Below are 23,519 nucleotides of genomic sequence, written 5' to 3' on the forward strand. Positions count from 1 at the left end.
CTCCTTCATTTTTGATTTTCTGATGCATGCTACAGGTTCTTCACCATAAGAGGATTTTTTATAATAGAGAACGTGATCAACTACAATCTACAAGTAGCAAAGGAAGCTTATTCTAAAGCTTGGTGTCGATGAAAAGCAAAAATCCACAACCTTAAGCGGTTGTGGATTTACATAGCAGAGGCAAGAAGCATTTATTCTTTTATTTGTTGCCTACAACCAGCAAATCAACAATGATATTCAACTGATGTTCTACTGAGATCGGATCACTGAGAAGAAATGTATCGAAATCAATATTGTAGATCTTTCCTGCTTTCCCTGCTGGTGAGTTTTTAATTAGCTTCTCCACTTTCTTCAATTCTTCCTCTGCTCCTTCATTCACAGCTAGAAATAACCGATCACCTATGAAATCAGGAATGACCTCAGTAGATATTTCCCATGTTTCTCCATTGATAACATCATTCTTTATTTTTTCGGTTGGCTTTAAACCCAGGTACCTGTAAAGAATGTTGCCCCCCATATTGGTATCACCGTAAATAAAAACGGCATCAGGACGCACATTCAAAATCGAGAAGGTTTCATCCGCCCCAATAAACGGGGCAATCTTCTCCTTGTAATCGGCTATCTTTGTCGCAAATGCCTCATTCCATCGCTTAGCTTCCTCTTGCTTGCCAAGAATATCGCCAAACATTTCAACATCTTTTATCGGATCGTTGTGCTGTTCTACAACAATGGTTGGGGCGATCTGGCTCAGTGCTTCGTACCCGCCCTCTACTGCCTCTGCGAATGGTGCCGTTGTAACAATCAGGTCGGGCTCCAGCGAGAGAATCTTCTCCGGATCAGGCGGAATACCAATGTCCTCAATACCGGAAGTATCACTTAACAGCGGATTACTCAGAATGTAGGTGGTTGCGCCTACTGGCTTTACCCCAATCGCCATCAGCTCACCTAAATGATAGAGGCTGACCACCCGCTGAGGTTTTACAGGAATTTCTGTTTCGCCCTTCAAATGCTCGTAAATGCGTGTTTCTGCAGCTGCACTTTCTGTAGCGACACCTGCAGAAGCAGGCTGGGATTCCGCCGCCCCTGTATTACTGCCTGTATTGCTGCCTGTATTGCTGCCTGTCTGACAAGCATTCAGCAGCAAGGCTGTGCATAATAGCAACATTGCTCCAAACGCGGGTCTTGAAAATCTAAACATTGATGTGTCCCCTTCCCCATTGCATTGATAACAAATCTCATTCTCATTATGGGAAACAAGCTTTGGGGTTACAATAGACGATTTTAACAGACGTAATGGATTATTCTGAACAGCCCGCCGATTGTCCTCCCGAAATTGAAGCGGAGAGCAGCCCGTATGCTTCTTGAATAAGCGGCTAAAATAATAGACATCCGCATAGCCAATGCTGCTAGCTATTTCCTGGATACGTGCCTCCGATTTCAGCAGAAGCTGCTTTGATTTGTGAATGCGTACATGAATCAGATATTCAATCGGACCGACCCCAATCTGGTTTTTGAACAAACGAGACAAGTAGCTCGCGCTGCAGCTGTAAATCCCGGCCAATTCCTCGGCGGTAATTGACTCCCTGTAATGCTCTTGAATATAGTGTATCGCTTCGGTTACTAAGTTCGGTCTGCTGTTTTCCTTTGCCAACGTGCGGACTTGCCGCATAACCTCATACACAAACGGAAGAAAAACAGACTGCGCCTGCAATTTGTCCATCGGGGTTGCCTGCTGCCATAAGTGATGCATGGTTTGGCACTTTTCCCGTAGAGGCAGCGACGCATAAGGAGTGAATGCATACGGCATATGGAAGCCCTCTCCATCCTCCGACGATTCACACTCGGCTTTATAAAGAAGCAAATAGCAGGCAAAGTCGTTTCCTAGCGGCATAAAATCCAGCTCCGCATCCTTCCCTCCGTGCAAAATGTGAAGGGGCTGAGTGCGATAGACCGTTCCCGACAGACTCACTCTTGCCTCTCCATGGGTAGTAACTACGAAAAAGCTCGTATGCGTCACAAAGCGATCAGGAACCGTTCCTTTCTCTACACCATACTGCCGAATATCCAGCAGTCTAACAGCGGCTCGGCTCCACCGTTCGATGTGGGCTTCCCAATCCATACGCAATCCCCCTCTCTCTGTCTTGGCGAACTTCGCCCACTCGCCCAATTTCTTTATCTTGAGAGCTTTTTTATTATTTTGAAAAACATTAGGTTCTCGTTGCGAATCTTCCGCATTGGATGGGTATGCACTTTTCAAAGCCGCTCTTTTTTATTTCTTTTTCATAATTACGCCACACAGGCATCTTTGGGTGAAGTCACCGCTTTGATAGCGCCCTAGCAAACGCCCTGACTATTTGATTAGCCTATCACATGTTGAAAAATGGGTACTGCTCCTTACACTTGTGTCCTCTTTCCAGAATATGATTGTTTAGAAAAGAATCGAAAGTGTGACGCATGCTCTAAAGGAGATGGGGTTCAATGGCAAAACGTTTAGGCTCAACGACATATTCGAGAAATTTGAAGAGGTTCTCCAGTCATGCACGCTATTTTATAAAAAAACTAGGCTGCGAGCAGAACGAACAACTGAATTTCATTTTAGTCCATGACGATAAGAACAAAAATACAAAATACAGTTCCACTTCCAAGCACCCAGCCATGACACTTCATAAACCGCTAAGTCTACTTGAAAGCCATACTCCTCAATTCACACTCTTTACCAAGAGGAATAAACGCATACATGTTCTCAGTCAAAATAAGAAAGGTTATGCCGTATTTATGGAGATCAATTACCGAGAATCAAAGACTAGTGATTTCAAAAAAATCAGAGCACAGTTTATCGATGTAGATCTAAACAAGATTTCCGTGCATTTAGACACCAAAGAACAGGTCAAACAGATGATTGAAACGATTCAATCCGACCCAGCAGAACAGCTTCAATCGATTACGGTTAAAAAAAATAAAAAAGGCCAATACCACCTGCTAGCTCTGCGAAAAAAACAGAGAGTAGCTAAATTGAAGAACGCATTTATTAAAAAGTTCAAGACTCACATTAAGGATACGATGATTGTCGAAACTAAAAACGGATATCACATCTACTGGGTTATCCAAGGTGGCTCCGTAAGCAAATTCGTTCCTATTCAAAAAGCTTTAGCCAAAAAATTCAGCTCTGATCCCATGATAACCAATCTATCCAGAGTCATGCGCATACCTGGCTTTTACCATATGAAAAATCCTAGAAGCCCCTTTATGGTAAGGGTTAAACAATTGGGCAGGAAAAAACCTTTCTCCCAAGCAGAAATTATTCAATCTCTAGCTTTAAAACCCTTTAATTAGCTTATATAGCTTAAGCAAATGACGCCTCATAATCGGAGGTCTATTTTGCTGCTTTTACTAACTTCTTCGCCGCCTTTTGAACGGAGCTTTTGGGATGGACTTCATAATCATATCCATACACCAAAACTTCGGCCGCTAAACTCGGGGAGACCTTAGCGATTCCAATCATGGCCGTTAACAATTTAGATAGAAATTTCTCCTCTAATTGAAGGAGTCCCTTCTTTAATATCGGCAGAATCATTTTGGCTTCCGCTTCACCGCAGGATGCCAGATTCCCCAAGCAAAGGATAGAATAATCTTTTACGATTGTACTTTGGTCCAAAAACATCCGTTCTTGTATTTCTTCAAGTACATCGAAAATTCGATTAGGTATGCTAAAACTTATGAGAGCAACAGCATGCATGGACTCCCATCTCACCCGTGTATGTTTGTGATGAATCGAGGAGAGTAGCTGCTTGGCATATGGCGTAACTAGGTGAGGGTGAGTTTCTGCTACCTTTGTAAAAACTTCTGCGCAATCTCCCGCAATTTTCACGTCGGTATGTAATAAGCCTTCTGCAATTTGATTTAATAGGGTTGGGGTTTCTTTGCACATTAACGCTACATTTTCATTCGATTGCTGCGTCGAATCTCCAGTCTGCGAGGACAACATTGAGACTACAGTTCCTCTCTCCTCCACTTAACGATCACACTCCTTGTTTACTATCAGGTTAATAGTATCTGCAGAATGGTGTCTTGGCAAACACAAATAGGTTCTCATCGTAAAGGCTATGCCAGTAACACAAATGGGCTAATGGCTAATGCACATAGACTGGGGTTGAATATAACCTCCACCTCCACAAATCCTAAGCCTACCGATAATGAAAAGGGCACAACATCGGCTATCGATGAATGCGTGGATCGCGCTTTTCGAATTCCTATATTTTTGAGTACAACCAATACGGTAAATGACCTGCAAGGACAATTTCTGAACCGTCTTGTTGCAGAAATTGAAGAGGCATTGCTATTTCCCCGCACATTGCCTGTAAGTGAACAATATCCAGAGAGCATCCTCACGAATATACGACGCTTGGTTTTTTCAAGCTACGGCTTGCTCGCGATCAACTTCCGCAGATTTTTTGTGGAAATTCTTCAATCCAATGTGGGGCAGCCGCCGACGAGCACTCCGTTCTGGGAAGGATCGACTTTTTCTCAAATCGAGCCTGCCATGGCTTTTCAATTCGGAATTCCAATATTATTAGTTAGAGAGCGGGGAACTGACGTCAATAATGGCGTTTGGGCTGGAGGAATCACACCTCTCAACATATTTATCGATTGGGATTCCGACAACCAATCCGTAGACGATTTCTTTAACAGTGTTCAATGGAGAGAGGTCTTTGCCAATTGGGCTGCAGAGGTAAGGGGTAACTATTTGCTTAGAACGGAACCCCTATTCAATAATCAACATTAATTAAAAATCCACAACCGGATTCGGTTGTGGATTTTGCAATATGGAGGCGAGGGGAATCGATCCCCTATCCGAAGATCACGCCACTCTTGCTTCTATGGGTGTAATCATTGTTTTGACTTCGTCTGCGGCAGCGCCCTGTACTAAACGGCCCTATTCGCTACAATTTCGTCTATTTCACACTTCAGTAACAGGTATCTATGGGCACTTCTCATGATCGGGACTTTTGTTAAGTGATATTTATCCACGAAGACCTTCATTTGATCTTTGGAGAGACCCATTAATCCTCCTGCCTCCGTAACGGTTAATACAACTAAGTTGCTCGTTGCATTAAACGTCTTTTTTACTTTTAGATTCCAGTCTTCAAATCTGTTCATATCGAGTTTCCTCTCTCGTTCCTAATCGATCGGAATACTTCATTATATCATGCCTTCAGACAAATACGGATTCTATTCCGAAAAACCTTTCCAACACAAAACCCAGCCCTCATGCGGACTGGGTTTTCATGGCGGAGGCGAGACAGCGTATCCCACTACCCGCTGGCTAATCCACTATTATTTTCATTGCATCAACGTCGATTTTTGCTCCAATTCGTTTTAGTAGATTAAAACCTATTATCCCTTGCATTTCCAACCCATAATCCATATTTCCAATTTCAACTTGAAAGTTTTGAGTGACTGCTTCTCCGATTGCTATTGAATTAACAATTTTGGTATAAAAGTACTCAACACCGCTTCTTCCAGCACAGCTGCTGTTTCCTCAAGCTTTGCAGGAAGCTCATTTGGATCTGTAGCGGCCTATTCGCCAGCTTCTTGCTGCGTGAGGGTATGAATATGCGCAAGGGTCTCCTGCACCTTTACCTTGATCTTTTCCTCAAAGCGCAGCGTGGATTTTTTTCCACGCAAACGAATATTTGTTAGCATCGGCTTCGATCTTTGTACCGCCCTGAAAGTAGCTCTCCATCGTGATGTAGTGATCTGCGATGAGCTTGTGGGTCATCGTTTCAAACAACTCATCCATGAATGCTTTCATGCGCACGCCTCGGAAGTCGTTTAAGGTACGGAAGTCCGGCTGCTGCATCTCGGCCAGCCACATCGCGGGGATGTTTTCTCGCAGCAGCTTTTCGATCCCTCGGCATGCATCTAATAAAAACGGGGCGTCCAGTAGTCAGCTTTCACCGACTTTCTGGACAGCCCCTTTTGTAGTATGGAGGCGAACCGTGGTTGTGCAAAACAACAATTCCCCGCCGCATGTTGAGCAGAATTTTAGATAGGTGGAATCATTTATTCTTGGAAGCATGTTGTAAATAAAAAACTTCTTACCTCTCCAGCAATTGCTTATAACCATTTAGACATTTATATATCCCCTGATGCTAATTCTTAATACTAATGCTCTTCAACACGTGCCTGCAAAAAATCCTTCATCAGCTAATAAACAATAAAATCCCCAACGTCTGCATACGTCCTTACTTCGTATTCACGGCCTAGATACATTCCTATGGCCTGCACAGCATCTTACTCGTCTTTAACTCTGACCGATTCGGCAATCAACTCTGGAGTTTCTTTTTCTGTCCTTTAAGGCTCAATTCCCCACACTAGGCTGCCGCCTTTATAGAGGGTCACCTTGTTCCAGTCCTGATAGGATGTTTTGGTTGGATCGTAGGAATAATCATTCGTTTCGTCAAAGTTGGTCCAGTCCGTTTTGTACATGCGGAGCTGGATATCCCCGGATTGTCCACCTGCCTGGATCGCGCTGGCTCCGGAAGTGAAGCTGAGCTCTACATACGTATCGGTGAACGTGCGCAGGATGTTGGTACCGCCAACCTGAGCCCAGTCAATGGCCGAGTCCATAGCTGCGGTGCCTTCCTTCGAGAAGTAATAACGGATTTTCAGATCACTCAGATCTACAGCCGTGCTGCCAATGTTTTTGATATTGAAATACGGCTTGATCTGGTTGTCTGTCGCATTGGTATCTCCCGCACGATATTGCAAGACCAGATCGCTGGTCGGAACAACCACGCTTTGCGGAGTTGCGGAAGCAGCGGCAGAATTGGCGCTTTCCCCCGCAGCGTTCACAGCAGTCACAACATAGTGATAGGTTGTACCATTGGTCAGACCTATATTCGTGTAAGAAGTGCCGCTCACATTGGCAGCAACGGTAGTGAATGGACCGGACGCGCTCAGCGCGCGTTTCACGTTATAACTGGTCGCTCCTGCAGAAGCCGTCCAGGATAGGCCGATCTGTGCATTGCCTGCTGTGGCCGTCAATGCAGTAGGTGCAGCAGGAGCGATGGCTCCAGCTACCGGCACAGCATTTTTTACAGCCGAATTCGCGCTTTCACCTGCGGTATTCACGGCGCTGACCACATAATAGTAGATCGTCCCGTTGGTCAGACCCGTATTGGTGTACGATGTGCCGCTCACATTGGCGGCAACGGTGGTAAACGGTCCGGACGCACTCAGCGACCGCTTCACGTTATAGCTCGTTGCTCCTGCGGAAGCCGTCCAGCTCAATGATACCTGTGCATTGCCTGCTGTCGCAGTCAGTGCTGCCGGAGCTGCTGGAGCCGTCGTTCCGCCGCCATTGGTGGCCGGAAGAACAGGGAATGCGTTTTGCACCAGCATGACGAATTGATCATGGAACCAATGGCCAGATACCGGAGCGTTAGGAAGCGCCCCCGTCAATACACCATCACGAGTTGTAAACGTTGGATCACACATCCGGTCGAAGCCCTTGCCCTCATTGTTTGGAATTTCCGAACTGGAACCGTCGGATTCACCCGGAGGCTTGACCCACACATAGGCATCCAGATGGGCAGGTCCCGGTGCTGCCTTAGGTGCTTCACCTATGCCTGCTCCACTGTTGTTGCACCAGTTCCCCCGGTGATCCCGGCGATCGACACGCCCGGAATTCACGTAGGTGTTAATATCACTGCCTGTAGCCGATGTCGGACGGTTTACCCCTCCCCAGCCATTGCGGCTGGTATCAATCAGGAAGCCTATGCTGGCCGGCCAGCCTGCCTGCACAAACCCGCTATACAATGCAGCCGTAAAATCGGTTTCGTCAAAATACGGATTCCACTCATAAAACTTGGACGACTTGATCGGTTGTCCTCCGATGTTCAGATCCGGGTTGGGCAGATTCGGTTCATTCAGCGGAGTGCTGTTCGCCGTGTTGGTAATGAAGCCGTCTGCGCTATTCAGGCCAGCCGCTGTCCCCTGGACAACGCTCGTATACAGCGAGATAGTAGCTGTCCGGTTGTTATCCCATCCGAGCCAGCCGGAGTGACCGATATCCAGGTAGTTGTACACATTCGGAATGGCATGCAGCTTGTCCAGTGCATATTTCACGCCAGCTTCATAGATGCCTGTCGAACTGGCTTGAGCACAGGCTGGTGTATTGAGATTGGTGACCAGGTTAGGCAAACTGTCCGGTTCAATGATGGCAATGATGCGAATGTCCTGATACTTGGGTTTGGCAAAAATACCTGCGATGACATCAATATAATCCGTTTTGTACGTCTGCAATGCGGCCTGCGTCAGTGGCAATTCACCGTTGGACGCCAGCGCATGGCAGTCCCGGCCCGGCAGATTGTAAATGACGAATGAAGCGGTAATCGGAGTACCCACTTTCTTTTGAGCCAGAGCAGCATCCAGATGCTCCTCGATACTTTTGCGTCCGGCATTGTTCGCCCCGCCATTAATGGCGGCAATTCGGTCAATCCAGACTGCAGTTGGATAAGATTTGACCGTTTCCATCTTTGCTTTTAGCGACGTGTCACTGGTAAGCGTGATGGATGTATCGACAAGGGCGGAATAATCCGGGTTCAGGTACGCTGTAGCTCCGACAAACGGATTATTCTGATGCGCTTCCGCAGCCTGGATCGCCCCCGGGGCCATGCCATGGAAAATCCCCACCACAAGCAGCGCTATTACAAGTATTTGCTTTATACCTTCACGGAGAGCCTTACCGCCATTAAATTTAGTTTTCAATTTCATCATCATGGATCCACCTTTCCTTTGGTTAGATTTATTAAATATTCATAATTGATCCTCTGTCTCGGCATGATGTGTATGCACCCTAGAGAACGTACGGATGAACTGTGAATTTTCACCTCCGGCTAAAATGATAGCGCTTGCAATAAGGTGGGCAGATAGCCTTTAAAGCTGCAAACAGAGCAATAGAAATAGTGACTAAATATGCAAATCAGTTTCCTTGGTGAGGGGTACCGCTTGTGGGTAAATGCGGGTAATCATCGGTGTAAAAGCTTCAGGACATGTAACCGGGCTCCAAAAAAGAAAGCGCTTACTTTTTAAGCTTTTAAAAAAGGCTTATCCTCGATATAGACTTCACAGCGCATGTTCACCTCCTTATGAATCAATTATACTTTATGGATATTTTGCTGTAAATTGAATCAATTAAAATTATTTATATTTAATACCAAAAACTAGATGATAATTTAGATAACCCCCTTCCCATCCCAATCACGGCCGTATCTCCATCTTTATCCCGCTTGTAAACACCTTATGAAATCTATGAACGAATATATACTCTAGTATATTTCTTATACCCTTTTTAAAAACTCATTATTTTATTACATTTTGTTTTTATTATTATATATTTTAGTTTAATGTAATGTGAACGGACTTCTGATCGGTGTTAGTCAAGATAGTTGTCGCGAATATATTAATATAAGATAGCCATGTTTGAGCTTTTTGCTCAGCTTGAATAGCGCTTGCTTTTTCCGGATTGAGCCCAACTTCTTCATCCAGGCCTCAATTGCGCCTTGCCCCTGACCAGCGACCAGGATTCGAGGCTTTCTGTCAAAGTAAAATCCCCTCGCAATCGCAATCAATGGCTTTATGTCCTATGTATTTTCATAACAGCGTTTCAACCCGCTAGACTGATTTTTGAAAAGCAGATCATAGGTTTCGTTTCTGTTACGCAGATTTTCATGGATATCAAAGGCTGCCATTGCGCCATCTTTTATAACCATCATCTTCTCGAATCAATTCAACCCTACCCTGAAGAACAGCTTCAATGGATTACAGTTAAAAGAAATAAAAATGGCCACTACCATCTGTTAGCTCTGCGCACAAAGCAGAGAGTACCGCAATTGAAGAGGGCGTTTATAAACAAATTCAGCTCCGATCCACTATTAACCAATTTATCAAGAGTCATGCGTATACCGGGCTTTTACCATATGAAAAATCCTAGAAGCCCTTTATCGTAAAAGTTAGACAACTGGACAGAAAAAAAAACGACCTTGTGCGGTCGGGATTTGCATATTGATTGTTGGGGGATTTGAAGTCCTATCCGAAAACCACACCACGCTTGCTTCTACGGGTGTACTGCCCGGTCCTCTGATTCCAACATAGCGTTCCCTCGCTTCTAATTCCGATCGAGAGGTGTGAAAGAAGCAATATTCACGACTAGGCTCTTCCCGATGAAGTTGACTGTACCGGCGAAGGGCTTCTGATGAATCAGCAAACGTATCGATTACAACGACTTCCTCAATGTAACGATGACCTCTTTCTGAGTGAGCCTTGTAAGCCTCCAAGAAACTTCAATATATATATTCATTGCAGCATAATTAAAATTCAGAAGAATAGAGACCTCAGCGAACCCCTGTACGAAGATCACGCCACACAGACATCTACGGGTGTAGTCACGATTTTGATGTCACCTTCGGAAAGCCTCCCCACTCTAGACCTTGGTAGTCTTCAGCACACCCTAGGTGCAGTTATAACCGTGTATCACGATGCAGTTTAGGTAACTTGACCTGAAATTTGACCGTACAATCGAACGATTGTAATTACGCTCATCTCTCTTGTATAATGGGCCTTTGGACTAAAATTATTATTCCCTGTGCCTTTCATGATTTCATTTGTTGTGCAAAAATAAACTGATTCTTCCGCCCAAGCAGAAATTTGATTATGATCGGTGAAGGATTTATTGGAATCTACCCTAATCTCGCTGTCTATTCCGATAAATTTTGACGTTTTCATTAAAATAAGTGACGCTTGTTCTCTGGTTATAAGACCATTCGGATTAAACCTACCATCTCCAACTCCGGTAATTATACCGAATGCAGCTATATTTAAAATGTTATTGTCGTCTGTATCATTAAAGGGTTCTGCCAATTTCAAGCCTTTCTCATTCATGATTGTATCTAATTCCTTGCCTGTTGTTGTTTCTATTAATGGGACAATTAAGGATATAAATTCTCCTCGTGTTATATTTTTCTCATATCCAGATTGCATCGACAAAGGTAATAGTTTATTTTTAATCGCAAAAGATACATCGTCTTTGGCCCAAACCGACGGAAAGGAAGCCGTCGTATAAGGGATTGCGACGTTATCCATTATCTGAATAGGTGTAGGATGAGGATCGTAATCGAATGTGTCAAGAGCTAATTCTCCCACACCATTAGATCCAGAGCCCATCAGGTTGCCATCGGATTTTAATGCGAACGTAAAAGCCGCTTTTGCCGTAATATCTATGACATCATCAAGAACTTTTTGAGGTGTATAACGCGACTCTGTTGAGCCATCCCCTAACTGTCCTTCTTGATTACCGCCCCAGGTCCATAGACTATGATCCTTTTTAATGACAGCTATGTGATTGCGTCCATCGACCTTTATAACATCACTCATAATCTTAACAGGTGTAAACTGTGCCTTCACTATACTTTGACTTCCATCAGCATAGGGCTTAAACGCCCACGTCTCTCCTTTACCTGTAAATAGGAGACCATCTTCATTCTTGCCCCAACCCCAAAGGGTGCTGTCCTTCTTAATTGCAAATGCGTTACTGCCAATCCCGTGAACGCTTTTTACATCCATCATTATTTTAACTGGTGCGATTATATCAACCTCTTGCGTCTTAATTCCTAATCCGCCAGAATAGTTATCTCCCCATCCCCAGAGTGAGTCATCCTCTTTCAAAGCATAATAGCAATTAAGATTAGCACTGATTTGTTTTACTCCAGACATAACTTGTTTGAAACTCTTGTTGTCTGCATAGGCAGGCTTCACCCATACGGTTCCGTCTGTTTTCAGTACTAACACTTTACTGTACGAAGCAGTAGCTTCTCGAACCCCCTCCATTACTTTAATGGGTTTTGTAACGCCTTGGTCGTTTTCATCACTTTGTATAGACCATAGACTGTGATCTGATTTAATGGCAAAACTACTCCACCAATTTCCATATACGGCTATGACATCATCCATTAATTTGGATTTGCTTGCTCGTTGAGGAGATTGATCACCTCTAGAATCATTAAATGTGCCCTTTCCCCAATACCACAGACTCCCATCTTTCTGGATTGCAAGTACACGTCCGTTCGCACTAGCAATCGTATCTCCGAATTTTCTTTCTGCTGCTAATACATTAGAAGGAACTAAAGAGAAAAATAGCGCCATAGTAACAAGATATGCCAATAATCCTTTTTTCATAGTTGGTACCTACTCCTCCGAAAGAAACTTGATCCATAGGACAGACCGTATTAATTAGAAATAAGCCACCAATGCTGTGCAAAAACACAATTCGCCGCTATGTATTAGTTAGGATGTTTTTGGGGGAGGTGTCTACGATTCAACCTTATTAGCAACCCCAAAAGGAACATGCGCAGTTGGAGAAACACTCGATACTCCCTCAATATGACCTACCTGATCGTCGAAAAAGATATGTGGACGAAATACCTTTAATACTCTCCCCTTCTCTATTCCGCCAAGGAAGAAAGCTTCATCGACCAGTATACCAAGAGTTCTTAGTGTGGTTACTACGCGTTCATGTGCTGGTGCATTTCTAGCAGTTACTATAGCTATTCGAATACGTGGGGAATAAGCATTATCCTTCTGCTTCTTTTTCCATTCACGTCGCTGAAGAACGGCTATTTCACCAAAGAATTTAAAAAGCGGTCCGGGCGGCAGGGCTTCACTTGCCTTTTGTCTCTCATTCTCATGAAAGCCTTCCATTCCAAGAGCCTGATAAATCCCTTCCGCTGAATCGTCTGCAATGATACCATCAAAGTCAAACGCAATCCGAAGCTCCAACTCTTTCTCATCATCAACAAATTCAGTAGGAAACACCTGGGCGGCTGGCAAGCCCATTTCGATGGCAGATCGCACATCGTTAGGATCTGCCGAAAGAAATAATGAAGCGTTAAATGCATTCATGTAAATGAAAGGATTCGATCCTGCAACGAATGCAGCACGCGATATGGTAAGTCCATAATGTTGAATAGATTTGAAAACACGAAGACCCGTATCGGGATCATTCCTCGACAATAGCACGACCTCAACCGGTTGGTCGGTCGGATCATCACCATTGATCATGAGTAAACGTTTGATCAATGGAAAAGCAACTCCCGGTTCTAGCACATCCTGTTCATGATCATGTTGATATTGGCGATATTCTTCCTCTCCCTTTTCCTTAAATACCTTGTCAGACTCCTTCAAGTTGAAAAGGGCACTCGAAGCGACAGCTACTACAAACTTTTCTTCAATTGGAAAAGGCATGTTCTCCCCCTTACTGTTAAATGTGAGATAGTAAATTCCAGTGAGGAAAAGCCAGTCCTTTCCCGTTGATTATTATCTCATATAATATTACATTATTGATTCGACAATATCTTCCACATTCCTCCACTTATAAACAAAAAAGTACCTACCAGCGTCGCATTGACGTAAGTCAGGTACTTCTTTAGCCACAAACACGTTGGCCCCTATCCAGTATTATTAGTTGTGGTTTTACAGGGACAAGGGTTCACAAGAGCGAGGGAATCTGAACCCCTGCCCGAAGATCACGCCACACAGGCTTCTACGGGCGTAGTCACGAATTTGATGTCACCCGAGTATCGACCCGTAAACGGCTATACGTTGGGTCAGCCTGATTATCCTCTTCAGCACACCCCAAGCGGAGATGTGACAGCGTATCCCACTACTTGTTAGACCCTAATTCTATCACATGGGCGATCCAATACAGGTTAGAATCACGCACACAGGTTATTTTGTTTTTATTTTATTGTATTTGCCAAATGCCTTTTAAACGGTTAATGGTATGAACCCATTTGGAAGCACGCGGCTTACAAACGGTGTTTTGGTTTCCGAAAAATCCAATCTCAGATATAGCTTTATTCGCAGGCAGAGCCTCTATCCAGTTCACTTTCACAATGAACTCGGCCCTATCATCGTCATACAAGAAGTCTTGAAAGTAATTTGCATTATTGCTAAGCTGATATATATTCTGTTCCTTTCCATTTTCTTGGAAGAAAACTTCATCTGCCTTTTTAGCTGTATCCGTAACACTTCCAACACCAACATAACCAATACCAGGAATGTTAACCCAAACACGGTCTCCAATAGACAACTGATTAAGTGTACGTGAGTACCACTCCCCGCCGCCGCCTGAGATAAATCCGTATTTTAAAGCATCAGGCCAACTACGATTTATTCCATCACCGAAAGATACATAATACTCTCCGTTCCAAGGCTCCTTATCTTTAACTACGATAGATGCATTGTCTAAGGTTTCTTGTGGATCAATCATCCATGCACGGCTTATATATTTAGTAGAATCCTCTTCAAAAACAGTAAAGAAGATGACGTTTATCGGTATTAAAGAATCACTTAGATACTCTACAATTCTTTCTGTGCTTGAATCCAATTCAGTTGCTACAATAACGATCTGATGGGAGTGATTAATACTTTCTTCTTCGAGGTTAATCTTAAATTTATCATAATATTCCTCCTCTAAACTATTTTGTTTTTGAGAGTATCTAGCTATATAAGTCTCATATATTGCAGATATTTGACTTGCTGACAAGTTCTTAACCCATGATGCATAGTCCAGGCCCTGTGCCACAACTTCTCGACTTGTCTTATGTTTTTTTAATTCAATAATGATTATAGAGCCGCTATTATCAATTGCTAATAAATCAATGTATGTATTAAACTCGGTCATGACTTGTCTTCCGATGATCAGCCAATTGTCATCCAGTATAGCTGGGTTTGATTGAATGATATTTTCAAGTTCGATTTCCAAATCTAACGTAATATTCTTTACTTGTCTGACCTCATCACCAGCAACTCTCCATATTCCATGCTTGATAGCCATTATACTCATCTCATTTCGTTTTAAAATTCAACTAATATCATTATAACTCTACTATTAGCTCTAAGCCCGAGTGTTATTAGACAGTACCGAACAAACCATAACGGTTTAAATTCAAAAAGCATCCGATTCTTATGACTAGCTTATCATTGATTATACAAGTCTTTTCTTGAGCTATACATTGAGAAAGCGATTGTATTATCACCTTTTCCCTTCATCATACCAGGTGGAAAAACTTATTACCTTAAATTGCACTTTGATTCCAAGCAAACAAAAACGGACACCGAATGGTGTCCGTCACTGGTACTACATATGGAGGCGAGGGGAGTCGAACCCCTGTCCGAAGATCACGCCACACAGGCATCTACGGGTGTAGTCACGATTTTGATGTCACCCAGGAGGACGCCCCGTAACCGGCTTCTTCCAAGGTCAGCCTGATTGTCTTCTTCAGCTCACCCCAGGCGGAGATGAGACAGCGTATCCCACTACTTGTTAGCCCCTAGTCTAGTCACATGGGCGATGCTAGGTAGGAGCACGCTCACAGTTTCTTAGGCTGCGAAAGCGTAGTTTGTTTGTTGTTTGCCATTTAATAGGCTTTAGCGTTGATGAAGTGGACGCGTCCCCACTACCCGCAACCCGCGCTCGTCCTATCCCCGTCGAATCCAAGAACGCCCCCGAGTTGGCATAAATGACTCATCCTTGCCAGCTCATAAGAGCCGCAACCAGATCATCATTTAGCTAAGAACTTGCTTCGTTACTTTGTTAGTATAACACGATTCAAGGAATAATCCCTAAAATGTTATTGGTACTGTTAGTAAAATTCAACACGCTTTCCTTGAAAATCTACAGACGCTCAACTTTGCGCTTGCACTCAGGATCTTCGCGCTTAACGTATAATCTTCTGCTTCTCGCGCAGCGCACGCTGAATATCACGCTGGGCATCACGCTTTGCCGCGGAATCGCGTTTGTCGAACTGCTTCTTACCTTTACCTAGCCCAATTAGAAGCTTCGCGTAACCATTGCGCACGTAAATCTTCAACGGCACAATCGAATAGCCTTCCTGCTTGGATTGGCCGAGCAGCTTGTGAATCTGAGCTTTATGAAGCAGCAGCTTGCGGGCACGCGTCGGATCCGTTGGATTGTGACGATTCCCCTGCTCGAAAGGGCTGATATGCAAGTTGTGGATGAAAATTTCGCCGTTACGTATCGTCGCAAATGCGTCGCTAATATTGGCTCGTCCGTTGCGGAGCGATTTAATTTCCGTCCCCATTAGCACCATTCCCGCTTCATACGTGTCTTCGATGAAATAATCATGGGAAGCTTTTTTATTTTGCGCAAGCTGCTTGCCGTCGTTTTTCTTGCCCATTCTTATCACCTCGACATCATCATTAGCTCCAGAAAATTGAAAAAGCCGCTAGATATATATTGTAGCAATTTTTGAAAATGAAAGCAAGAAAGCAGCTGCCATATTATAAAATATGGTTTGCTCGTCAAAAGCATAAAAAGCCGCTCCGACCTTACGGTCGAAAGCGGCTAAATTTCGCAGTTGATTAAACTACTACAGTTTTACTACGTTTTCAGCTTGTGGTCCGCGGTTGCCTTGAACAACGTTAAATTCTACGCGTTGTCCTTCTTCCAGCGTTTTGAAGCCTTCGCCAGTGATTGCGCTGAAATGTACGAATACATCGTTGCCGCCTTCAACTTCGATGAAGCCAAAGCCTTTCTCAGCGTTAAACCATTTAACTGTACCTTGTTGCATTTGTAAAACCTCCAAAAATAAAATTAATATGCGCCTGTTTCGTTTTGAGAAACAAAAAATTCACACATTGAAAAAGGTCCATGACTGTAATGACACCCTTTTCAATATGTGAATTCAGGTCCATATCATCAATTGCTTTGAGTGTACTATACCCATATTCAAAAAGCAAGCGACAAGCTTAAATAATTTCTAAAGCTTGGCCCGCTGTACCAGCGCTGCTGAGCCTCTGTATGAGGGGCAGCGCTGATGCAAGGGACTTTACAACTATTTTGTTTTATTTACGTTTTTTTCTAACAAAAGCAGCCGTTGAATTGTTGCCTCCGTTTTTCTTCTTGCGCTTCCTCTTAGCCGCTTCTCCGCCTGCTCCAACAGCGTCTGGGAAAGCCTGCCCACCAGGATTGGCACTGCTTGGCGCTGAGCCTGGCTGCGCCGCCTGGCGCCGCTTGCCGCCTTCAAAACCACGGCCAGCTCCGCCGCTTCGCTCGCCGTCATCGCTGCGACGGCTACCTCCTCTAATCGGCAGCCCCCACATATCCGTGCGCGGCGCGCCTTCGCCGCCGCGCCCTTCGCCTCGATCCTGCGACTCCGCCCGCACGATCCGCTGCGTCTGCTCCGCCGGCGCAAAGCTGCCGCCAGCGTCGCCCTTGCGCCCGCGGCGCGGCGCGTTCCCGCCGCCGCTTGCGCCTGGCGCAGCTCCGCGCCCAGCGCCCTTGCGCTGGCGCTTCGCGCCTTGGCCGGCTCCGCCAGCCTGAGCAGCTGAGTTCCACCACAGCTGCTCCTCACCAGCGCCGCTATCCTGGCGCTGGCTCTCTCCTGCCGGACGGCTTAGCGCGTCCGACAACCCCGGCGCGGCGCCATCACCCTCGCGCCGCTGCCCCGCACCAATGTCGTCGCGCTTGCCGCGACGACGCGCCCCGGCAGCAGCACCATCCAGCTGCCACGGGTTCTGCCCATTTCCGGCCAGACCGCTGCTTTGCTGGCCGCCATCTCTTGCTCCTGCTTTACCGCTGTTCCCTGCTCTGCCGCTTTTCCCTGCTCTTCCTCCATGCCCTTCATTCCCGGCTCTGGCGCCTCTCGCTCCATTGCCCGCTTTGGCGCCTTTGCCGCCCTTGCCTTTAAAGCCGCCGTAGCCGCCATTTCCGCCCTTGCTGCCAGCAGCGGTACTGTCGCCCTTCGCTCTAGTGTCGGTGCCCGCACCGCCACCGCTGCTGCGTCCGCCTTTGTTAAAGCCGCCGCTGCGCCCGCGCCCGCCGCGCGATGCGCCGAACCCAGCATCAGCGATGCCTTTAAAACCGCTGCGAGGCTTCATATCGACCATTTCAAAATCAATCGTATGGTCATTCATATTCACATTGCCAATGCGGATTTTCACCTCATCGCCAATCCGGTACACCTTGGAAGTACGTTCGCCGATAAGCACCATATGCTGCTCTTGGAAGTGGTAATAATCATCCGTCAGATCGCTCAGACGAATAAGCCCTTCCACCGTATTATCCAGCTCGACAAACATCCCGAAGCTGGTTACGCTGCTGATAATGCCATCGAATTCCTCGCCTATTTTATCAAGCATGAATTCGCATTTTTTCATCTGCTCGGTGTCACGCTCGGCATCAGCCGCTACCCGCTCACGCTCAGATGAATGCTGCGCGATATCCGGCATGCGTGCAGTCAGCGCCTCATTGCGCTTCTCGCTGAGCGCTCCGCCGCCCTCCAGCACCTCGCGAATGACACGGTGGATAACCAAATCCGGATACCGGCGAATAGGCGAAGTAAAATGCGAATAAAATTCCGCTGCCAGCCCAAAATGTCCCAAGCTTTGCGCATCATATTTCGCCTGCTTCATCGAGCGAAGCATAACGGTGGAAATGACCGTCTCTTCCTTCGCGCCTTTGATTTCCTCCAATAGCATTTGCAGCGCACGCGGATGGACCGAGTTGCCTTTGCCCTTCACTACATAACCGAAGTTCGCAGCAAACTGCATGAAATGCATCAGCTTCTCCTGATCCGGGTCTTCATGAATCCGGTATAGGAAAGGAACGCGCAGCCAGTGGAAATGCTCGGCAACCGTTTCGTTCGCCACAAGCATAAATTCCTCAATGATCTGCTCCGCAACTGAACGATCCCTCTTCACAATATCGACGGCCTTGCCCTGCTCATCAACGATGACCTTCGACTCCTGAAAGTCAAAATCAATCGCGCCCCGCTTCATCCGCTGCTTGCGAAGCTTCATCGCCAGCTGCTCCATCAGCGTGAACATATCCAGCAAATCAGCGTAGCGCTCCTTCAGCTCGGTTTGCGGTTCCTCTTCGGTAGCAGTCAGCAGCTTGCGAACGTTCGTATACGTCATGCGCTCCTTCGTACGAATAACACTCGTAAACACATCATGGCGCACGCGTTTCAGCGTCTTGGCATCAAACTCCATCTCGCAGGAAAGCGTCAGCCGATCTACTTGCGGATTAAGCGAGCAAATGCCATTCGACAAGCGATGAGGCAGCATCGGAATGACGCGGTCCACCAAATAAACGCTGCAGCCTCTGCGGAAAGCTTCTTGATCGAGCTCGGAGTTTTCACGCACATAATAGCCGACGTCTGCGATATGGACGCCCAACAAATAATTGCCGTTGTCCAGCACCTTCACATGGACGGCGTCATCCAGATCCTTGGCATCCTCGCCATCAATCGTTACAATGACCTCATTGCGCAGGTCACGACGGCCCTGCTCTACAATTTCTTCCTCGGTAATCGAATCAGGAGCCGCTTCTGCCTCTGCATCCACCTCTTCCGGAAAGCCTTCCGGCAGCTGATGCTTGCGGATAATCGACAAAATATCGATGCCTGGGTCATCCTTATGGCCAAGAATTTCAATAATTTCGCCTTGTGCCGCTGAACGGCCTTCTGGATAGGTAACGATGCGCACGACAACCTTTTGACCGGACACAGCGCCTTTAAATTCATTTTTCGCGATGAAAATGTCGCGGTTAATCCGTTTGTCATCCGGCACAACAAAGGCATACACTTCATGGCTTTCGAAAGTGCCGACCACCTGTGTAACCGCTCTCTGCACAATGCGGACTACCTCGCCCTCCAGGCGGCCTCCAGCTTGGCTCTTGGACGTCACGCGCGCAAGGACAATATCGCCGTTCATCGCGCTGAGCTGATCATTGGCGTGAATATAAATGTCAGGATGCTCTTTGTCGTCAGGAAGCAGAAATGCGAAGCCTTTCGCATGCACCTGCAATTTTCCGCGCAGCAAATTCATCCGTTCCGGAACGCCATAACGGTCATTGCTCGTACGGAGGATTTTTCCGCTATCCTCCAGATGGGTAAGCAGCTGCAAAAAAGCTTTGAAATCAGCAGCCTCCATCACGCCAAAATGCTGCTCCAGCTCCTGATAAGTCATCGGTTTATAAGCGGTCTCCCGCATAAAATCAAGCAATTCCTGCTCTTGTGTCATTAGTTTCCTCGTCACCTCATATACCGGAGGCCATTCTATCAGCACTTGCAACCGGTTGATAGATTATCATATACCAATTAGTATACACGAAATTACCCAATCGCATCCGCGAAACAACGAAAAAACAAAAAAAGTGGAGGAAGCTCCCCCACTTTTTGCATTCAATACAGATTATTACTGTTGTACGACGTAAGCAACAACGAGCGACAGGAAGAAAAATCCAACAGCCAGTGCAATCGTCAAACGCTGCAGGAACAAGTCCAAACCACGCGCTTTCTGCTTGCCGAACAAATGCTCAGCGCCACCACTAATGGCTCCGGACAATCCCGCGCTTTTACCTTTTTGCAGCAATACGACCGCAATTAGGCCAACCGAAAAAATAACCAGTAAAATTTTCAAAGCTATATCCATTCAATCCACCTCCAGCATAGGAGCTCCATTAAAACATATAAAATGATTGTATCACAGCGATTTACTGAAAACAATACTTTGCTGTTTAACCCTAACATTTCCTGTTACGGCTATCCCTTGGCTGGCTGCGGGTCTTGCATTAGCCTTTGCATAAAATGAAAGCTCATCTCTGCGCTTTTCAGTGACGTTTCCGTAAACTGCTGCTGCTCGATAATGATATATTTTACTCCCGAATGCTTGACCACCTCATACAGCTCGGTGTAGCCGACATCTCCTCTCCCGAGCTCCGTATCCTTGCGTCCCTCCTGAAAATCTTTAAAATGGACGAGCGGCAGCCGATCCGAATAATATTTCACGTATTCAGCCGGGTCATAACCCGCCATGTAAATCCATCCCAAATCCAGCTCCGCCTTTAACAAATCCGCAGGCACAAGCTCCAGCAGGTGCACATACAGCGGCTTGCCTTCAACCTTTTTCCAATCCGCATCATGGTTATGCAGGCATAGCTTTATGCCCTGCTGCTTCGTTTGCCAAGCACATCGCTCCAAAATTTCTGCCAAATATTTAATATCGTCCATTTTCGGCACCTCTGGCACAGGAACCCAAGGCACGACCATGTATTTCAGCCCAATCTCATTTGCATATTCAACCTGCTTCTCGAAGTCTGATGGAATTTTTTTTATATTTTCAAAATTAAGCGGGATGTGCGCGGAAGGCGCAATGAGCCCCAGTGAATCCAAACGCTCTTTCAACCTTCTTGCCGGTGCGTGAAAATAACCCCCGAATTCGACCGCTTTATAGCCGATTTCAGCTACCTTGTCCAGAGACCCCAGTAGGTCGCTTTCTGTAATGTCCCGCAGCGAATACATTTGCAGACTCAGCACTTGTTTATCCATAAAATAACACCTCCTTTTCTGCTCAAATCCAGCAACCATTTGCAAAACAGGCTCGTCATTAGAGGTGACCAAAACAAGCAAAGGCTTCGCACACTACTTATGCAAAGGGGGATACTGCTTTGTTTATCATCATTTGTTTGGCCGGGATTATCCTAACCATGATTGTTCTCAAAAAGGCTGGCGCCTTATACATTTACTCCAAAGGCGTGTTCATTTCCGTCATTGTTACGCTTATAGCTGCAATTGGTCTTTCACAAAATTATTTATACAGTCTGATTCCCTCGTTCGAGGACGGTATTGCCGTTTCTAATTTTATTGCCTATTGGATTATTGGCGATGACGGCTGGTCGGTGAGGCTGTTTCAGCAGTATTCGGAAGGCTCGTTATTGCTTGCTATTATTTTGCTGGTTGTCTACATTATTGTGCATAGTGTGGAGTTGGCTGTTGGTCGTAAGACGGTACGGCGATAGGTGGGTGGAAGTCTGCTGAAAAGGATCTGCGCTGCGTAAAAGGGTTGGGATTCGATCGCTGTTGCCTTTGGAATCTTTGAACAATAACTGCTTTAGCGGTAGATTTCCAACGACAAATGCGAACGCTGCGCTTCTCCACTCCAACCCTTTTACTCCGCTTGTCTTTTCAGCAGCTTCCCACACTTTTACATACCAAAAATCCCTGCTCCACAATATTTGTGGGCAGGGATTTTTTAAGTACATAAGTGCATAAAAGCTTATTCGCATTGATACTTGCTCATTTAGAGAAGACCAGAGTACTGGACAATCAAACTGAACAAGCTGTCATTTGTTTAAGCTTATTTGAAGTTTTTGAGATTGTAGAATGCGGATTTACCAGCGTATTGAGCTGTAGCACCCAGTTGGTCTTCGATACGAAGCAATTGGTTGTACTTCGCTACGCGGTCCGTACGGGACGGAGCACCTGTTTTGATTTGGCCAGCGTTAGTTGCAACTGCGATGTCAGCGATTGTGCTGTCTTCGCTTTCGCCGGAACGGTGAGAGATAACCGCTGTGTAACCAGCGCGTTTCGCCATTTCGATTGCGTCGAAAGTTTCAGTAAGGGAACCGATTTGGTTAACTTTAACCAGGATCGAGTTGCCCACGCCTTTGTCGATACCATCGGACAGACGCTCAGTGTTTGTAACGAACAGGTCGTCACCAACGAGTTGAACTTTGTCGCCCAATTTTTCAGTAAGCAATTTCCAGCCATCCCAATCGTCTTCGGAGCAGCCGTCTTCGATTGTGATGATTGGGTATTTATCAACCCATGAAGCAAGCAGGTCAACGAATTCAGCAGGCGTGAAGGATTTGCCTTCGCCTTCCAGGTGGTATTTGCCATCTTTGAAGAATTCAGTCGAAGCTACGTCCATACCGAGGAATACGTCAACGCCTGGCTTGTAGCCTGCGCTCTCGATAGCGGAAATGATTGTAGTGATTGCTTCTTCGTTCGAACCAAGGTTAGGAGCAAAGCCGCCTTCGTCGCCTACAGCTGTGTTCAGGCCTTTGTTTTTCAGAACCGATTTCAGGCTGTGGAAAATTTCAGCGCCGATACGAAGAGCTTCTTTGAACGTTGGAGCGCCAACTGGCAGAACCATGAACTCTTGTACGTCGATGTTGTTGTCCGCGTGCTCGCCGCCGTTGATGATGTTCATCATTGGAACTGGCAGAACTTTAGCGTTGAATCCGCCCAGGTAAGTGTACAGGGATACGTTCAGTGCATCAGCAGCAGCGCGAGCTACAGCCATCGATACAGCAAGAATCGCATTAGCACCCAGCTTAGCTTTGTTCGGTGTACCGTCAAGCTCGATCATTTTGCGGTCGATAGCTACTTGATCAAGAGCGTCCAGACCAATGATTTCAGGAGCGATAATCGTGTTAACGTTATCTACTGCTTTTTCTACGCCTTTACCAAGGTAACGGCCTTTGTCGCCATCACGAAGCTCAACAGCTTCGTATGCGCCAGTGGATGCGCCGGATGGAACGATAGCGCGGCCTTGGCCACCGGACTCTAGGGATACTTCTACTTCTACTGTTGGATTACCGCGGGAATCCAATACTTCGCGTGCATATACGTCAACGATAATAGACATGTTTG

At 45.9% G+C, this 23,519-nt stretch carries 17 protein-coding genes and 1 other RNA gene; 3 read left to right on the forward strand and 15 right to left on the reverse strand.

What is annotated here, in order from left to right; translation table 11 throughout:
* Positions 1 to 199: 199 nt before the first annotated feature.
* A complete protein-coding gene (locus tag ASF12_RS09010; protein WP_162241885.1) occupies positions 200 to 1,720 on the reverse strand; it encodes a helix-turn-helix domain-containing protein in 1,521 nt (506 codons plus the stop codon).
* 758 nt (positions 1,721 to 2,478) lie between these two features.
* Between ASF12_RS09010 and ASF12_RS09015 the strand changes: the two genes are divergently transcribed.
* Complete coding sequence (locus tag ASF12_RS09015) at positions 2,479 to 3,333, forward strand: DNA-primase RepB domain-containing protein (protein WP_056032446.1); 855 nt, start codon at positions 2,479 to 2,481, stop codon at positions 3,331 to 3,333.
* 40 nt (positions 3,334 to 3,373) lie between these two features.
* Here ASF12_RS09015 and ASF12_RS09020 read toward each other — a convergent pair whose 3' ends face one another.
* Positions 3,374 to 4,012, reverse strand: a complete 639-nt coding sequence (locus tag ASF12_RS09020; RefSeq protein WP_155972897.1) for a hypothetical protein — start codon at positions 4,010 to 4,012, stop codon at positions 3,374 to 3,376.
* 114 nt (positions 4,013 to 4,126) lie between these two features.
* On the opposite strand from ASF12_RS09020, the gene ASF12_RS09025 reads away from it, so the two are divergent.
* A complete protein-coding gene (locus ASF12_RS09025; RefSeq protein WP_235533084.1) occupies positions 4,127 to 4,783 on the forward strand; it encodes a hypothetical protein in 657 nt (218 codons plus the stop codon).
* A gap of 140 nt (positions 4,784 to 4,923) precedes the next feature.
* Here ASF12_RS09025 and ASF12_RS09030 read toward each other — a convergent pair whose 3' ends face one another.
* The 12 genes from ASF12_RS09030 to ASF12_RS09085 all read right to left on the reverse strand — a co-directional run bounded on the left by ASF12_RS09030 (position 4,924) and on the right by ASF12_RS09085 (position 21,413).
* Positions 4,924 to 5,157 carry a hypothetical protein gene (locus tag ASF12_RS09030; protein ID WP_056032451.1) on the reverse strand — a complete coding sequence of 78 codons (234 nt, stop codon included), beginning with the start codon at positions 5,155 to 5,157 and terminating at the stop codon, positions 4,924 to 4,926.
* A gap of 496 nt (positions 5,158 to 5,653) precedes the next feature.
* Entirely contained in the window at positions 5,654 to 5,944 is a 291-nt protein-coding gene (locus ASF12_RS09035; RefSeq protein ID WP_327204911.1) for a transposase, read from the reverse strand.
* Between the two features lie 410 nt (positions 5,945 to 6,354).
* The gene (locus ASF12_RS09040; protein WP_235533085.1) at positions 6,355 to 8,781 is read right to left on the reverse strand and encodes a glycoside hydrolase family 6 protein; all 2,427 of its coding nucleotides are present in this window, start codon (positions 8,779 to 8,781) and stop codon (positions 6,355 to 6,357) included.
* A 1,767-nt stretch (positions 8,782 to 10,548) separates the two neighbouring features.
* The gene (locus ASF12_RS09050; RefSeq protein WP_056032458.1) at positions 10,549 to 12,237 is read right to left on the reverse strand and encodes an S-layer homology domain-containing protein; all 1,689 of its coding nucleotides are present in this window, start codon (positions 12,235 to 12,237) and stop codon (positions 10,549 to 10,551) included.
* A 132-nt stretch (positions 12,238 to 12,369) separates the two neighbouring features.
* The gene (locus ASF12_RS09055) at positions 12,370 to 13,302 is read right to left on the reverse strand and encodes a 5'-nucleotidase (RefSeq protein WP_056032461.1); all 933 of its coding nucleotides are present in this window, start codon (positions 13,300 to 13,302) and stop codon (positions 12,370 to 12,372) included.
* Positions 13,303 to 13,801: 499 nt separating this feature from the next.
* Positions 13,802 to 14,896, reverse strand: coding sequence for an endonuclease NucS domain-containing protein (locus tag ASF12_RS09060; protein WP_056032463.1), 1,095 nt, complete (start codon positions 14,894 to 14,896; stop codon positions 13,802 to 13,804).
* Between the two features lie 307 nt (positions 14,897 to 15,203).
* Positions 15,204 to 15,569, reverse strand: a transfer-messenger RNA (tmRNA) gene (ssrA, locus tag ASF12_RS33250).
* 210 nt (positions 15,570 to 15,779) lie between these two features.
* On the reverse strand, positions 15,780 to 16,259 hold the full coding sequence (gene smpB, locus ASF12_RS09065) for an SsrA-binding protein SmpB (protein ID WP_056032466.1): 480 nt from the start codon (positions 16,257 to 16,259) through the stop codon (positions 15,780 to 15,782).
* A gap of 192 nt (positions 16,260 to 16,451) precedes the next feature.
* Entirely contained in the window at positions 16,452 to 16,652 is a 201-nt protein-coding gene (locus tag ASF12_RS09070) for a cold-shock protein (RefSeq protein WP_028609190.1), read from the reverse strand.
* Between the two features lie 274 nt (positions 16,653 to 16,926).
* On the reverse strand, positions 16,927 to 20,106 hold the full coding sequence (gene rnr / locus ASF12_RS09075; protein ID WP_056032467.1) for a ribonuclease R: 3,180 nt from the start codon (positions 20,104 to 20,106) through the stop codon (positions 16,927 to 16,929).
* A gap of 174 nt (positions 20,107 to 20,280) precedes the next feature.
* Positions 20,281 to 20,517, reverse strand: coding sequence for a preprotein translocase subunit SecG (gene secG, locus ASF12_RS09080; protein ID WP_056032470.1), 237 nt, complete (start codon positions 20,515 to 20,517; stop codon positions 20,281 to 20,283).
* A gap of 110 nt (positions 20,518 to 20,627) precedes the next feature.
* Entirely contained in the window at positions 20,628 to 21,413 is a 786-nt protein-coding gene (locus ASF12_RS09085) for a sugar phosphate isomerase/epimerase family protein (RefSeq protein WP_056032473.1), read from the reverse strand.
* 158 nt (positions 21,414 to 21,571) lie between these two features.
* Between ASF12_RS09085 and ASF12_RS09090 the strand changes: the two genes are divergently transcribed.
* Complete coding sequence (locus ASF12_RS09090; protein ID WP_155972903.1) at positions 21,572 to 21,883, forward strand: hypothetical protein; 312 nt, start codon at positions 21,572 to 21,574, stop codon at positions 21,881 to 21,883.
* A gap of 338 nt (positions 21,884 to 22,221) precedes the next feature.
* On the opposite strand, the gene eno is transcribed toward ASF12_RS09090, so the two are convergent.
* A complete protein-coding gene (gene eno, locus ASF12_RS09095; protein WP_046234101.1) occupies positions 22,222 to 23,514 on the reverse strand; it encodes a phosphopyruvate hydratase in 1,293 nt (430 codons plus the stop codon).
* Positions 23,515 to 23,519 lie beyond the last annotated feature (5 nt).

It is taken from the genome of Paenibacillus sp. Leaf72 (genome assembly GCF_001422685.1).
Taxonomy (GTDB): Bacteria; Bacillota; Bacilli; order Paenibacillales; family Paenibacillaceae; genus Pristimantibacillus.

Excerpts from the sequence above, each read along its gene's own strand:
- ASF12_RS09010 (WP_162241885.1), bottom strand. The coding sequence starts at position 1,720 with ATGGACAAATTGCAGGCGCAGTCTGTTTTTCTTCCGTTTGTGTATGAG.
- ASF12_RS09085 (WP_056032473.1), bottom strand. The coding sequence starts at position 21,413 with ATGGATAAACAAGTGCTGAGTCTGCAAATGTATTCGCTGCGGGACATT.
- ASF12_RS09090 (WP_155972903.1), top strand. The coding sequence starts at position 21,572 with ATGATTGTTCTCAAAAAGGCTGGCGCCTTATACATTTACTCCAAAGGC.
- rnr (WP_056032467.1), bottom strand. The coding sequence starts at position 20,106 with ATGACACAAGAGCAGGAATTGCTTGATTTTATGCGGGAGACCGCTTAT.
- smpB (WP_056032466.1), bottom strand. The coding sequence starts at position 16,259 with ATGGGCAAGAAAAACGACGGCAAGCAGCTTGCGCAAAATAAAAAAGCT.
- ASF12_RS09025 (WP_235533084.1), top strand. The coding sequence starts at position 4,127 with ATGGCTAATGCACATAGACTGGGGTTGAATATAACCTCCACCTCCACA.
- eno (WP_046234101.1), bottom strand. The coding sequence starts at position 23,514 with ATGTCTATTATCGTTGACGTATATGCACGCGAAGTATTGGATTCCCGC.
- ASF12_RS09055 (WP_056032461.1), bottom strand. The coding sequence starts at position 13,302 with ATGCCTTTTCCAATTGAAGAAAAGTTTGTAGTAGCTGTCGCTTCGAGT.
- ASF12_RS09070 (WP_028609190.1), bottom strand. The coding sequence starts at position 16,652 with ATGCAACAAGGTACAGTTAAATGGTTTAACGCTGAGAAAGGCTTTGGC.
- ASF12_RS09050 (WP_056032458.1), bottom strand. The coding sequence starts at position 12,237 with ATGAAAAAAGGATTATTGGCATATCTTGTTACTATGGCGCTATTTTTC.
- secG (WP_056032470.1), bottom strand. The coding sequence starts at position 20,517 with ATGGATATAGCTTTGAAAATTTTACTGGTTATTTTTTCGGTTGGCCTA.
- ASF12_RS09015 (WP_056032446.1), top strand. The coding sequence starts at position 2,479 with ATGGCAAAACGTTTAGGCTCAACGACATATTCGAGAAATTTGAAGAGG.
- ASF12_RS09040 (WP_235533085.1), bottom strand. The coding sequence starts at position 8,781 with ATGATGAAATTGAAAACTAAATTTAATGGCGGTAAGGCTCTCCGTGAA.
- ASF12_RS09060 (WP_056032463.1), bottom strand. The coding sequence starts at position 14,896 with ATGGCTATCAAGCATGGAATATGGAGAGTTGCTGGTGATGAGGTCAGA.
- ASF12_RS09030 (WP_056032451.1), bottom strand. The coding sequence starts at position 5,157 with ATGAACAGATTTGAAGACTGGAATCTAAAAGTAAAAAAGACGTTTAAT.